Source organism: Micromonospora nigra (genome assembly GCF_900091585.1).
Taxonomy (GTDB): Bacteria; Actinomycetota; Actinomycetes; order Mycobacteriales; family Micromonosporaceae; genus Micromonospora; species Micromonospora nigra.
In genome coordinates this window covers 606,809-621,524 of the sequence record NZ_FMHT01000003.1, presented here as the reverse complement: position 1 = coordinate 621,524, position 14,716 = coordinate 606,809, and the positions used below count along the sequence as shown (strand labels likewise).

Below are 14,716 nucleotides of genomic sequence, written 5' to 3'. Positions count from 1 at the left end.
CGGGGGGAGTACGACCACCGCTCCGCCGCCCTCGCCGCCACCCTGGCTCCTCGGCTCACTCCGGCCAGCCGTGTGCTGGTGCTGCTTCCGCCCGGACTGGACTTCCTGGTCGGGCTGACCGGAAGCCTCTACGCCGGCATGGTGGCGGTGGGTTGCCCGCCCCCGTGGACGGCCCCGGTGACCCGCGCACCGAACGCGCCGTGCAGATCGCCGGCAACGCCGAGGTCGCTGCCGTGGTCACCACCGCCGACCTCCTCGACCGCCTCACCGACCTGCGCGAGCGACTCGGCGCGGACGTGCCGTGGTTCGCCGTGGACCGGATCGACGAGTCCGCCGCCGCCGACTGGAAGCCGCCGGAGATCAGCGGGGACGACCTGGCGCTGCTCCAGTACACCTCCGGATCGACCGGTGCGCCCAAGGGCGTGATGGTCACCCACCGCAACCTGCTGCACGAGATCGCCCAGACGGTCTCCCTGGCCGGGTTGCCGGCGGGCGCGAACGTGGTGAGCTGGATCTCGCCCTACCACGCGCTGGGGATCGGCGGCCATCTGCTCCTGGCGCAGTACCTCGGCGGGCACGCGGTCTTCCTCACCCCGGAGGACTTCGTCGCCGACCCGCTGCGCTGGCTGCGCGCCATCACCGAGACTCCTGGGCCGGTCTTCGGCTGCGCCCCGAACTTCGCCTTCGAACGTTGCCTGGAGCAGATCCCCCGGTCCCGTCGGGCGGGGCTGGATCTCTCCGGCTGGCACACCACCTTCAACGCCGCCGAACGGGTCCGGGCGAACACCATCGCCCGCTTCGCCGAGGAGTTCGGCCCGTACGGGTTCCGGCCCGAGACGATGGGCCCCGGTTTCGGGATGACCGAGGCGATGCTCTTCCTCACCGGCCGCCACTGCGACCCGGAGCCGTTGGTGCTCCGGGTCGACGCCGCCGAACTCGAACAGGGGCGGGTCGTCCCGGCCGACGCCGACGACCGCAGTCTGACCCTGGTCGGGGTGGGTCCCGCCGGGCCGCACTGCGAGATCGTGGTGGTCGACCCGCAGCGCCGTACGGTCGTTGACGACGACCGCGTCGGCGAGTTGTGGATCCGTGGGCCGGTGGTCTGCCAGGGCTACTGGCGGCGACCGGAGCTGACCGAGGAGACCTTCGGGGCGCGGCTGGCCGACGGGACGGGCCCGTTCCTGCGCACGGGCGACCTGGGCTTCCGCCACCGCGACGAGCTGGTCCTCTGCGGCCGCCTCAAAGAAATGATCATCATCCGGGGACGGAACCTCTACCCGCAGGACGTCGAGATGACCTGCGAGCGGGTCCATCCCGCGCTCAAGGGTGCCCCCGCGGCGGCCTTCGCGATCGACCAGGACGACGAGGAGCGCCTGGTCGTGGTCCAGTCCATCGCCGAGACCGACGGGGTGGACCTCGACGAGCTCGCCCGACGCCTGCGCGCGGCGGTCACCGGCGAGCACGAGGTCGAAGCGCACGAGGTGCTCCTGGTCGGCCCGGACGGGGTCGCCAAGACCGTGAGCGGCAAGGTGCAGCGCGGTGCCTGCCGGGACCGCTACGTCGCCGGGGAACTCCGCCCGCTGGCCCGCGCCGGACGTCCCGCCGCCCCGGCCGCTTCAGCGCCGGCACCCGCGCCGGTGCGGGACATGCTGCTCGCCCTGGACGAGGCGCTGCGGGCGCCGGTGCTCACCGCCGAGGTGCGCCGACGGCTCGCCGCGCTGCTCGGCACCACCGCCGACCGGGTCGGCACCGACGTGCCTCTGGCCGGCCTCGGCCTGGAGTCGCTGCGTGCGATCGAGCTGCGTCGTGACCTGGAACGCGATCTCGGCGTGCCGCTGCCGCTGGTGGAGTTCATGCGCGGCTCGGTGGACGACCTGGTGGCCCGCGCCACCGGGCAGCTTCCCGCGCCCCGCGACCCGGAGGTCGTCACGTGGCGTCCGCTCGTCGACGACCCGGCACACCGGCACGAACCGTTCCCCCTCACCGAACAGCAGTACGCCTACTTCGTCGGTCGCAGCAGCGGCTACGAACTCGGTGACGCCTCCGTCCACATCTACCTCGAACTGGACGCGGTCGCACTCGACGTCGACCGGCTCACCGCCGCGCTCAACCGGCTCGTCGCCCACCAGGAGATGCTGCGGGCGGTCATCGAACCCGACGGCACCCAGCGGATCCTCCCGCCGGAGGAGATCGGGCCGCTGACCGTGCCGGTCACCGACGTCGCCACCATGGACGCCTCGGAGCGCGACGGCCACCTGGTCAAGGTCCGGGAGGAACTCAGCCACCAGATCCTGCCGGCGGGACACTGGCCGATGTTCGAGGTGCGGGCGACCCGGCTGCCGGACGGCATCACCCGGGTGCACGTCAGCCTCGACCTGCTCATCGCCGACGTGGCCAGTGTCCGGCTCTTCTTCCTGGAGTGGGGGGACTTCTACCGGGACCCGGGGACCCACCCGCGTCCCCCGGCGGTCTCCTTCCGCGACTACGTCCTCGCCCTGGACCAGGTGCCCACCTCCGCCGCCTACGCGAAGTCCCGCGACTACTGGCTGGCCCGCATCCCCGAGCTGCCCGCCGGACCGGAGTTGCCCGTGCTCAGCGGCGCGGGGAGCCACAGCCGGCACCGTCGGGCGTACGTCCTGGACGCCGCCCGGTGGGCGCGGCTGCGCGACCGGGCGACCCGGCGGGGCGTCACCCCCACCGTGGTCCAGTTGGCGGCCTTCGCCGAGGTGCTCGGGAGGTGGAGCCGGACCAGCCGGTTCGTGCTCAACGTGCCGCTGTTCAACCGGCTGCCGCTGCACCCCGACATCGACTCGGTGATCGGTGACTTCACCACGGTGACGCTGCTGGAGGTCGACGTCGCCCCCCGCGACGGGCTGGCCGGGCTCGCCGAACGGATCCAGCGTCAGCTCTGGCAGGACCTGGAGCACCGCTACTTCTCCGGAGTGGAGGTGCTCCGGGAGATCAGCCGGCAGCGGGGGGTGCGCCCCGGCACGTTCGCTCCGGTGGTCTTCGCCAGCGCCCGTGAGCAGGGACGTGACCAGGAGGGCGCGCAGGGTGCGCTCGGCGCGGCGTGGCTGGGCGAGATGAGTTACGTCGTCTCGCAGACCCCGCAGGTCAACTTCGACCACCAGGTCTACGAGGACCAGGGCGCTCTTGCCTTCAACTGGGACGTGGTCGAGGGACTCTTCCCGCCCGGCGTCATGGACGAGATGTTCGACGCGTACTGCGCCCTGCTCACCGACCTGGCCGACGGTGACACCGCCTGGGGCACCGGTGGGGCGGAGGTCCTCCCGGTCGCTCAGCGTGAGTTGGTGGCGGCGGCGAACGAGACTGCTGGTCGGCGGGCTGACGGGTTGTTGCATGCTCCGTTGTTGGGTTGGGTGCGGCGGGATCCGGGGCGTCCGGCGGTGGTGTCGGTTGACGGCGTGGTCAGTTACGGCGAGTTGTATCGGCATGCTCGTGTTGTCGCTCATCGTCTGCGTGATCTCGGGGTGGGTCCGAACGAGTTGGTGGCGGTGGCGGTGGACAAGTCCGCTGCGCAGGTTGTTGCCGCGTTGGGTGTGTTGTTGGCGGGTGGGGCGTATCTGCCGGTGGATCCGGATCTGCCGGAGGAGCGGCAGGATCATCTGGTTGCTTTCGGTGGTTGTCGGGTGGTGTTGGCGCGGGTTGACGGGCCTCGGCGTGGTTGGCCGGACGGGGTGGCCGAGGTGGTGGTGGATCTGTCGGTGGTGCCGCCGGAGTTGGTGGATCCGGAGCCGGTGGCGGGGCCGGATGATCTGGCGTATGTGATCTTCACGTCGGGGTCGACGGGGATGCCGAAGGGGGTGATGATTCGGCATCGGGCGGCTTGTAACACCATTGATGATGTTAATGATCGGTGGTCGGTCGGTCCGGACGATGCCGTGTTGGGGCTTTCTTCGCTGAGTTTCGATCTGTCGGTGTACGACGTGTTCGGGTTGCTCGGTGCGGGGGGTCGGTTGGTCCTGCCTCGTCACGGTAGTAATCGTGATCCTGGGCATTGGGTGGATCTGGTGGCGCGGCATGGGGTGACTGTCTGGAACTCGGTGCCGGCGTTGGCGCAGATGCTCGCTGATCATGTTGCTGGTAGTGGTCGGGTGGGTGTGCTCGGCTCGGTGCGGTTGTTCCTGATGTCCGGTGACTGGATTCCGGTGGATCTGCCTGGTCAGTTGCGCCGGTTGGCGCCGGGGTGTCTGCCGGTGAGTCTTGGTGGTGCGACGGAGGCGTCGATCTGGTCGATCTTCCATGAGATCGGTGAGGTTGATCCGGCCTGGGAGTCGGTTCCGTATGGTCGGGCGTTGCGTAACCAGAGTTTCCACGTGTTGAACGATCGGTGGCAGGAGTGTCCGGTCTGGGTGACCGGGGAGTTGTTCATCGGTGGTGACGGGTTGGCTGATGGGTACTGGCGGGACGAGGAGAGGACCGCGGCCCGGTTCGTGACCCATCCGGTCAGTGGTGAGCGGCTTTATCGGACGGGTGATCTGGGGCGTTGGCGGCCGGAGGGGTGTATCGAGTTCCTGGGTCGGGAGGACTTCCAGGTCAAGATCGGTGGTTATCGGATCGAGTTGGGTGAGATCGAGGCGGCGTTGGGGCGTGCTCCGGGAGTGGCCGCCGCGGTGGCCACCGCACTCGGCGACCGCCACCACCGCCGACTCGTCGCCTGCGTCGTGCCGGAGGCGACGGACGCCCGCACCACCCCGTCGGCGACCTCACCGGTCGACGTGGACCCCGACGAGAAGAAGGTGCTCGGCGACGTCGAGACCGACCCGGTCCGCCGGGCCGAGTTCACCCTGGCCCGCAAATCGCTCCGCGACGATCTCACCAGCCCTGCCGTGGTGTTGCCGACCACCCTCGACGAGACCGAGGGGAAGCAGCGGTGGGCACGCCGGAGCAGCCGCCGCACCTTCGCCGACGAGGCGGTGCCGATGGCGTCCCTCGGTGGGCTGCTCGAGTGCCTGCGCGGCCGTGACGGGGACACCCTGCCCAAGTACCGGTACGCCTCCGCGGGCTCGCTCTACCCCGTGCAGACGTACGTGCAGGTCCGCCCCGGCCGGGTCGACGGGCTGCCCGGCGGCAGCTACTACCACGACCCGGTGGCCCACCGCCTCGTGCCGGTACGCCCCGACGCGCACCTCGGCCGCGACCTGCACGTCTCCACCAACCAGTCCACCTTCGACGGCAGCGCGTTCCAGGTCTTCCTGGTTGGCCGGATGAGTGCCGTCGCGCCGCTCTACGGCGACCGCGCGCTGCACTTCAGCCTCCTGGAGGCCGGTCAGATGAGCCAGCTGCTGGAGGAGACGGCACCCGACCACGACCTCGGCCTCTGCCAGGTCGGCGTGCTCCGCGACGAGTCGACGGTGCGGGACGTGCTGGACCTGGGCGACGACGACGTGCTGCTGCACAGCCTGATCGGTGGTGTGCACCACCCGGCGCCGCCGGAGGCCGGCCCCCGGGGCGTGCCACTCACCGACGGGGTCCGCGCCCACCTGCGGCGGGTCCTGCCCGCCTACATGGTGCCGGCGACGCTGACCGTCGTCGACCGGCTGCCGCTGACAGCTCAGGGCAAGGTCGACCGGGCGGGGGTGGAACGGCTGATCCGGGAGGCGGACGCCCACGCCACCTCGGTCGCAGCCCAGCCCTACGCGCCACCGACCCGGGCCGTGGAACAGGCCATCGCCGAGGCGTTCCAGCAGGTTCTCGGGGTCGAACGGATCGGGCTCGACGACCGCTTCTTCGACCTCGGCGCCGACTCGGTGATCATCGTCCGGGTCTACCGGGCGCTCCGTGACGCGCTCGGCACCGCGTTCCCCCTGATGCACATGTTCGAACATCCCACGATCCGACTACTCGCGGCCCGACTGGACGGCGGTGACACCGACGACACGGTCGACGAGGCCTTCGCCCGGGCCGGCCGTCGCCGGGACCGGCGACGCGGTCGGTCCATTTCCGAGGAGGCCTCCTCATGACGTCGGCGGACTCCACCGGCGACATCGCCGTCATCGGCATGTCGGGCCGTTTCCCCGGTGCCCCGGACATCGCCGCCTTCTGGCGTAACCTGCGCCAGGGCGTCGAGTCCATCACCTTCTGGGACGAGGAGGTGCTGCGCGCCGCCGGTATCCCCCAGGAGACCCTCGCCGACCCCCGCTACGTACGGGCCGCCTCGGTGCTGGACGGCATCGACCTGTTCGACGCGACGTTCTTCGGCTACAACGCGCGCGAGGCCGCGTTGATCGACCCGCAACAGCGGCTCTTCCTCGAAGCTGCGTGGCACGCCCTGGAGGACGCCGGCTACCCACCCGGTTCGATCGACGCCTCCGTGGGCGTCTACGCCTCCAGCTCCCTGTCGACGTACCTGATCGGCAACATCCTCGCCGGCCGGGTCATGTCGACCATCTCGGAGACGCTGGACCTGCTGGTCACCAACGACAAGGACTACCTGCCCAGCCGGGTCAGCTTCAAGCTGGGCCTGGGCGGGCCGGCGGTGGCGGTGCAGACCGCCTGCTCCTCCTCCCTGGTGGCGGTGCACGTCGCGACCCAGTCCCTGCTCGAGGGGGAGTGTGACATCGCCCTGGCCGGGGGAGCGGCGGTCCGGCTGCCACAGCCCACCGGCTATCTCTGGGAGGAGGGACTGATCTTCTCCCGGGACGGGCACTGCCGGCCGTACGACGCCGACGCCACCGGCACCATGTTCGGCAGCGGAGTGGGGGTGGTCGTCCTCAAGCGGCTCGAGGACGCGCTCGCCGACGGTGACCACGTCGAGGCGGTGATCCGGGGCAGTGCGGTCACCAACGACGGCGCGGCCAAGGTCGGCTACACCGCTCCCGGGGTGGACGGTCAGGCCCGCGCCATCGCCACCGCCCTCGGTGTGTCCGGGATCGACCCGGCCACCGTCACCGCGATCGAGGGGCACGGCACCGGCACCCTGCTCGGCGATCCGATCGAGGTCACCGCCCTCAACCGGGTCTTCGCCTCCCGGGCCCGGCGACGTGGGCAGATCGCCCTGGCGTCGGTGAAGTCCAACGTCGGGCACCTCGACACCGCCGCCGGGGTCACCGGCCTGATCAAGGCGGTGCTCCAGCTCCGGCACCGCGAACTGGTGCCCAGCCTGAACTACGACAAGCCCAACCCCGAGATCGACTTCGACTCCTCGCCCTTGTCGGTGGTGACCGAGTTGCGCGAGTGGTCCGTCTCCGACGCGCCCCGTCGGATCGGGGTCAGCTCGTTCGGCATGGGCGGCACCAACGCCCACGTCGTCCTGGAAGAGGCGGCGCAACGCCCACCGGCGCCCGCGCCGGCCCGCGCCACCCAGGTCATCACCCTGTCGGCGCGTACCCCGGCCGCCCTCGACGACGCGGGGGAACGCCTCGCCCGTGCCCTCACCGCAACCGACGCGCCGTCGCTTGCCGACGTGGCCTGGACGCTGCGGGCGGGACGGACCGCCGAACGCCACCGCCGGGTGGTCGTGGCCGCCGACCCCACCGAGGCTGCCGCCGCGCTCACCGACCCGGCCCGCGCGCTCACCGGCAGCGCCGTCGACCGGCCCCGCATGGTCTTCCTCCTTCCCGGCCAGGGCAGCCAGTACCCGGGCATGGGCGCGCAGCTCTACGCCACCGAGCCGGCGTACCGGGAGGCGTTGGACGCCGTCGTCGAGGACCTCCGCCCGCACCTGGGCCTGGACCTGCGCACCGTGCTGCACGACGACGGGGGCGACCCGCAGGAGACTGCCCGCCGCCTGGAGTCCACCGATCTCGCCCAGCCCGCCCTCTTCGCCGTCGGGTACGCCACCGCCGCGCTCCTGCGTAGCTGGGGAGTCACCCCGGACGCGATGATCGGACACAGCGTCGGTGAGATCACCGCCGCCTGCCTGGCCGGCGTGCTCGACCGCGCCGACGCGGCCCGGCTGGTCGCCGCCCGGGGCCGGTTGATGCGCGCCCTGCCACCCGGCGCGATGCTCTCCGTCCCACTGGCCGAGGGCGCCGTCCGCGCCCACCTCACCCCGACGTTGAGCCTGGCTGCCGCGAACGGCCCCGACCTCTGTGTGGTCTCCGGCCCCACGGAGGAGGTCGAGGCCCTGGGGCGTGCCCTGGCGGAACAGGGTGTGACCAGCCGGCGGCTGCACACCTCGCACGCCTTCCACTCGGCCATGATGGAGCCGATGCTGGAGCCGTTCGCCGCCGAACTGGCCGGGCTCCGCCTCAGCCCGCCAGCCGTGCCGTACCTCGCCAACCGCACCGGTGACTGGATCACCGAGGCGGAGGCCACCGACCCCGCCTACTGGGTGGGGCACGTCCGCGACACCGTCCGCTTCGGCGACGCGGTCGCCCGGGTCGCCGGGGCGGACGCCGTGCTGCTGGAGGTCGGCCCCGGTCACACCCTCGGCACCCTGGCCCGGCAGGTCACCCGGGAGGCGACCGTGCTGGCCACCCACCCGGCCCCCGGCGAGGTCACCGACCCGCACCACGCGGCCCGGATCGCCGGGCGACTCTGGGCGGCCGGTGTCGCCGTCGACCTCGACGCGGTGCACGGCGGCGGTACGGGCCGGCGGGTCTCCCTGCCCGGCTACCCGTTCCAGCGGCGGCGCTACTGGATCGAACCGGACGGCACCGTCGCCGCCCCGCTGGACCTGGCCGCCCGGCAGGAGGGCGGCGAGTCGGCCACCGACCGGGGTGGTCCGAACCTGGACCAGCGTCCCAACGTGCAGACCCCCTACGTCGCCCCCCGCGACGACCGGGAGCGGCTCGTCGCCGGGATCTGGCAGGACCTGCTCGGTGTGGCCCCCGTCGGTGTGGAGGACAACTTCGTCGAGCTCGGCGGGCACTCCCTGCTCGCCACCCGCGTGGTGGCCCGGGTCAACGAGGCCTTCGGCACCCGGATCACCCTGCGCGAGATGCTCGCCGCGCCGACCGTCGCCGGGGTGGCCACCCTGGTCGCCGCCGGCCGCCGCGACGACCCCGACGGCGACGAGCCGGAGCCCGGCCTGCCGCCGGCCGTGCCCGCCCCGGACGACCTGTACGAGCCGTTCCCGCTCGCCGAGATCCAGCAGGCGCAGTGGCTCGGCCGGCTCGGCAGCGTCGAGGGCGGCAACGTCGCCGCGCACGTCTACTGGGAGGTGGAGACCGGTGAGGTCGACCTCGCCGCGCTCACCGCGAGCTGGCAGGAGGTGATCCGCCGGCACCCCATGCTCCGGGCGGTCGTCGGCGACGACGGCCGGCAGCGCATCCTCGCCGATCCCGGTCCGTACGCCATCGAGGCCACCGACCTGCGGGACCGTCCCGCCGACGAGGTCGAGGCGCACCTCGCCGAACTGCGGGAGTTCCTGGCGCACCAGATGCGCCCGGTCGACGTCTGGCCGCTCTGGGACGTCCGCGCCACTCTGCTGCCCGGCGGGCGGACCCGACTGCACCTCGGCTTCGACCTGATGATCGCCGACATCGGCAGCATCCGGCTGATCTCCCGCGACTGGCGCCGCATCCACCAGGAGATCGGTGGCCTCGCCCCGTTGGACGTCACCTACCGGGACTACGTGCTGGCCACCGAGAAGCTGCGCGGCACGCCGCTGCACCAACGGTCGCTCGCGTACTGGCGGGAGCGGATCGCCGAGCTGCCGCCCCGGCCGGACCTGCCGCTGGCCACCGCCCCGGCGGCGATCACCCGCCCCGAGCCGGTCTCCTTCGACCTGGCCCTGGACCGGGCCACCTGGCAGCGCATCCTCGACCGGGCCGGCGGGTACGGGCTCACCGCGTCGTCGGTGCTGCTCGCCGTCTACGCCTACGCCCTCGGTACCTGGTGCCGGTCGGGCCGGTTCACCGTCAACGTCACCGTCACCAACCGGCTGCCGGTACACCCGCACGTCGGTGACCTGGTCGGCGAGTTCGCCTCGTTCGACCTGCTCCCGGTGGATCTGACCGCCGCCGGCAGCGTGGCGGAGCTGGCCCGGCACCTGCAGGAGCAGAGCTGGGCCGACCTGGAACACCGGTACGTCAGCGGTGTCGAGGTGCTCCGCGAGATGGCCCGGGCCCGGGGCGGCGCGGCCGGCGCGGTGATGCCGGTCGTCTTCACCAGCACCGTCGTGCAGGAGAACGAACCGGGCGACGAGACCTGGTTCGGCTGGCTCGGCGACATGGTCCACGAGGTCGCCCAGACCCCGCAGGTGTGGCTGGACTTCGCGTTGCTGGAGACCGCCGACGGGGTCCGGATGAGCTGGCACGGGGTCCGGCAGCTCTTCCCCGACGGGGTTCTCGACGCAGTCTTCGACGCGTTCTCCCGGCTCACCACCGCGCTCGCCGAGCACGACGACGCCTGGCGGACCGACCCGGGCGACCTACGGCCGGTCGCTCAGCGTGAGTTGGTGGCGGCGGCGAACGAGACTGCTGGTCGGCGGGCTGACGGGTTGTTGCATGCTCCGTTGTTGGGTTGGGTGCGGCGGGATCCGGGGCGTCCGGCGGTGGTGTCGGTTGACGGCGTGGTCAGTTACGGCGAGTTGTATCGGCATGCTCGTGTTGTCGCTCATCGTCTGCGTGATCTCGGGGTGGGTCCGAACGAGTTGGTGGCGGTGGCGGTGGACAAGTCCGCTGCGCAGGTTGTTGCCGCGTTGGGTGTGTTGTTGGCGGGTGGGGCGTATCTGCCGGTGGATCCGGATCTGCCGGAGGAGCGGCAGGATCATCTGGTTGCTTTCGGTGGTTGTCGGGTGGTGTTGGCGCGGGTTGACGGGCCTCGGCGTGGTTGGCCGGACGGGGTGGCCGAGGTGGTGGTGGATCTGTCGGTGGTGCCGCCGGAGTTGGTGGATCCGGAGCCGGTGGCGGGGCCGGATGATCTGGCGTATGTGATCTTCACGTCGGGGTCGACGGGGATGCCGAAGGGGGTGATGATTCGGCATCGGGCGGCTTGTAACACCATTGATGATGTTAATGATCGGTGGTCGGTCGGTCCGGACGATGCCGTGTTGGGGCTTTCTTCGCTGAGTTTCGATCTGTCGGTGTACGACGTGTTCGGGTTGCTCGGTGCGGGGGGTCGGTTGGTCCTGCCTCGTCACGGTAGTAATCGTGATCCTGGGCATTGGGTGGATCTGGTGGCGCGGCATGGGGTGACTGTCTGGAACTCGGTGCCGGCGTTGGCGCAGATGCTCGCTGATCATGTTGCTGGTAGTGGTCGGGTGGGTGTGCTCGGCTCGGTGCGGTTGTTCCTGATGTCCGGTGACTGGATTCCGGTGGATCTGCCTGGTCAGTTGCGCCGGTTGGCGCCGGGGTGTCTGCCGGTGAGTCTTGGTGGTGCGACGGAGGCGTCGATCTGGTCGATCTTCCATGAGATCGGTGAGGTTGATCCGGCCTGGGAGTCGGTTCCGTATGGTCGGGCGTTGCGTAACCAGAGTTTCCACGTGTTGAACGATCGGTGGCAGGAGTGTCCGGTCTGGGTGACCGGGGAGTTGTTCATCGGTGGTGACGGGTTGGCTGATGGGTACTGGCGGGACGAGGAGAGGACCGCGGCCCGGTTCGTGACCCATCCGGTCAGTGGTGAGCGGCTTTATCGGACGGGTGATCTGGGGCGTTGGCGGCCGGAGGGGTGTATCGAGTTCCTGGGTCGGGAGGACTTCCAGGTCAAGATCGGTGGTTATCGGATCGAGTTGGGTGAGATCGAGGCGGCGTTGGGGCGTGCTCCGGGAGTGGCCGCCGCGGTGGCCACCGCACTCGGCGACCGCCACCACCGCCGACTCGTCGCCTACCTGGTCCCCGCCGACCCGGCCGCCGATCGGGAGGCCCTCGTCGAGGCGGTCCGCGCCGACGCCGCCGCCGCGCTGCCGGCGTACATGGTGCCGACCGCCCTGGTGGCCCTGGAGAAGCTGCCGCTCTCGGCGAACGGCAAGGTCGACCGGGCGGCACTGCCCGACCCGGCCCGGCTGGCAGCCGGACCGGCCCCGACCGGCGAGGCCACCGAGACGGCGCGGCTGCTGGCCCGGCTCATCGGCGAAGTGCTCGACCAGCCGGACGTCGGCCCCTTCGACAACTTCTTCGCCATCGGCGGCGACTCCATCACCGGTATCCAGATCGTCGGCCGAGCCGCCGCCGAAGGCATCGAACTCAGCCCCGCCGACCTCTTCGCCCACCAGGTCATCGCCGAGCTGGCGGCGGTCGCCGACGCCCGTACCGGGGCCACCGGCCGGCCCGCCGGGGACCGCAGCTTCCCGCTCACCCCGTACCAGCGCAACCTGGTCGGTGCCGACGGGCCGGCCACTCCGCTACGGGTCCGGGTGGTCGACCTGCCGGTGCCCGAGGGCTTCGACTCCGACGCGGCCGGTCGGGTCCTCGCCGCGCTGCTCGCCGCCCATCCGGCGCTGCGGCTCCGGCTGCTCCGCACCGACGACGGCTGGCGACAGGAGGTCGGCGTCGAGGACGAACCGTACGTGCCCCTCATCGACCTCGCCCCGCTCCCGGAGCAGCGGCGGGCCGCGGCGAGGGACCAGATGGTCGCCGACATCCGTACCGAACTCGACCCGGTCGACGGGCTGCTCACCCGGGCCGCCCTCTTCGACCTGGGCGCCGGCCGACGACTGGTCTGGCTCGTCGCCGAGTTGGCCGTGGACGCCCGCTCCTGGCCGATCCTCTACGCCGACCTGCGGCACGCCCTCACCCAGGCGGCGACCGGCGACGAGGTGGCCCTGGCGGCCCCTCCGGCGCTGCTGGCCCGCTGGGCGGAGCGGCTCGCCACCGCGACCCCGCCCGCCGGTACGGTCGACGCCGGCACCAGCACGGAGCCGGCCGGCGGGCCCGACCTCGGCCCGGTCGCGGCGGACGCACCCGCGTACCGGCGGGTGGTGCGGGTGCCCGCCGAACGGGCCGGTGCGCTGCTCGCCGCCGCCTCCCGGACGCACCGGCTCACCGCCGACGAGGTGGTCGCGGTGGCGTTCGTCGAGGCACTGCGCGCCACCGGGGTCTCCCGGTCCGACCTGGACGTCGAGGTCGACCTGCGCGCCGACGGGGTCGCCGACCTGGACGTCACCGGCGCGGTCGGGCCGTACGCGAGCCTCGCCCGGCTGACCGTGGAGCAGGCCCCCGACGACCTCCCGGACCTGGTCGGGGTGGTCAAGGAACGCTACCGGGCGACGGTCCGGACCCCGGTGCCGCCGGCCGGGCCGGCCCCGGTGCTCCTGCGGCACCTCGGTGACCTCGACGGGGCACCGGGGGCGGCCGGGGAGGCCGCCGACGGGCCGGCGGCGAGCGACGGCGGCGACCACCGGCTCACCGTCACCAGCCACCTCGCCGCCGGTGACCTGGTGGTCGAGTTCTCCGCTCGGCACACCACCGCCACCGACACCCTGGACACCCTGGCCGAGGCGGTGCCGGCCGCGCTGGACCGGCTCGTCGAGGCCAGTGCCCGACCCGGCGCGGGCACGGTCAGCCCGAGCGACTTCCCGCTCGCCGGGCTGGGCCGCGACGACCTCGCCGCCTTCCTCGGCGCGGTGGCCGCCCGCCGCACCACCACCCCGACCACCGGCAGCGACGAGCCCGAGGGGGCCGCATGAGCAGCGTCGACCCCGCCGTCCCGCAGCCGCTGACCTGGCTGCCTCCGGCCGACCAGGCGTGGCGGGAGAAGGTCCGCGCGTTCGCCGCCGAGGCGATCGCCCCCCGAGTGCGGGCGATGGACACCGCAGCCCGGATCGACCCGGAGCTGACCGAGGACCTCTTCGCCGCCGGGCTGATGGGGGTGGAGATCCCCGAGGTGTACGGCGGCTCGGGGCGGGACCTCTTCGCGGTGGTCCTCACCATCGAGGAGATCGCCCGGGTCGACCCGTCCGTCGCCGTCCTGGTGGACGTGCAGAACGCGCTGGTCGCCAGCGCCCTGCTGCGGCACGGGGACGGCGACGCCCGTCGGCGGCTGCTGCCCCGGCTCGCCAACGGCACGGTCGGCGCGTACGCGATCAGCGAGCCGCAGGCCGGCAGCGACGCCTTCGCCAGCCGCACGGTGGCCCGCGCCGACGGAAGCGGCTACGTCCTCGACGGCGCGAAACGGTGGATCAGCAGCGCCGCCGAGGCGGGTGTCCTCGTGGTCTTCGCCCGGCTCGCCGACGTGGGCCTGACCGCGTTCCTGGTTGATCGGGACAGCCCGGGGCTGACCGTCGGCGAGCCGATCGACAAGATGGGCATCAGGGCCAGCTCCACCTGTGACGTCACCTTCGAGGGGGTGCGCGTCGGCCGGCGCGACGTGCTCGGCCGTCCCGGCGCGGGCGAACTGCTGGCCGTGGACACCCTCAACGTCGGCAAGGTGGGCATCGCCGCCCAACTGGTCGGGCTCGCCCAGGGCGTCCTCGACGCGGCGACCGGGTACGCGGCCCGCCGCGAGCAGTTCGGCCAGCCGATCGCCGGGTTCCAGGGGGTGGCGTTCCCGTTGGCCCGGGTCGCCGCGGAACTCGCCGCCGCCCGCGCGCTGCTCTACGACACCGCCCGGCTGCTCCAGCACGGTGGCGACCCCGGTGAGCGGCTGCGCGCCACCGCGATGGCCAAGTACGTCGCCTCCGAGGTCGCCGAGCGGGCCGCCGCGTTGGCGGTGGAGACACTCGGCGCCAACGGCTTCGTCCCCGAACACGGGGTGGAGAAGTTCTACCGGGACGCCAAGGTCGGCAAGATCTACGAGGGGACCTCGAACATGCAGTTCCGTACGATCGCCGCCACCCACGGGCGCGGGGCCGCCCCGCTGGAGGGCTGAG

At 72.2% G+C, this 14,716-nt stretch carries 3 protein-coding genes; all 3 read left to right on the top strand.

The window, feature by feature from the left end:
* Positions 1-152: 152 nt before the first annotated feature.
* From GA0070616_RS02450 to GA0070616_RS02440, 3 genes are read left to right on the top strand one after another with little or no spacing between them, the layout of a single operon-like run.
* Positions 153-5,984: a non-ribosomal peptide synthetase gene (locus tag GA0070616_RS02450; protein WP_091075556.1), complete on the top strand. Its 5,832-nt coding sequence runs from the start codon at positions 153-155 to the stop codon at positions 5,982-5,984.
* The gene (locus tag GA0070616_RS02445) at positions 5,981-13,534 is read left to right on the top strand and encodes a hybrid non-ribosomal peptide synthetase/type I polyketide synthase (RefSeq protein ID WP_091075553.1); all 7,554 of its coding nucleotides are present in this window, start codon (positions 5,981-5,983) and stop codon (positions 13,532-13,534) included. Before GA0070616_RS02450 ends, GA0070616_RS02445 begins: the two co-directional genes overlap by 4 nt.
* On the top strand, positions 13,531-14,715 hold the full coding sequence (locus tag GA0070616_RS02440; protein ID WP_091075549.1) for an acyl-CoA dehydrogenase family protein: 1,185 nt from the start codon (positions 13,531-13,533) through the stop codon (positions 14,713-14,715). The genes GA0070616_RS02445 and GA0070616_RS02440 overlap by 4 nt, the downstream gene beginning before the upstream one ends.
* Position 14,716: the final 1 nt, after the last annotated feature.

Excerpts from the sequence above, each read along its gene's own strand:
- GA0070616_RS02445 (WP_091075553.1), top strand. The coding sequence starts at position 5,981 with ATGACGTCGGCGGACTCCACCGGCGACATCGCCGTCATCGGCATGTCG.
- GA0070616_RS02440 (WP_091075549.1), top strand. The coding sequence starts at position 13,531 with ATGAGCAGCGTCGACCCCGCCGTCCCGCAGCCGCTGACCTGGCTGCCT.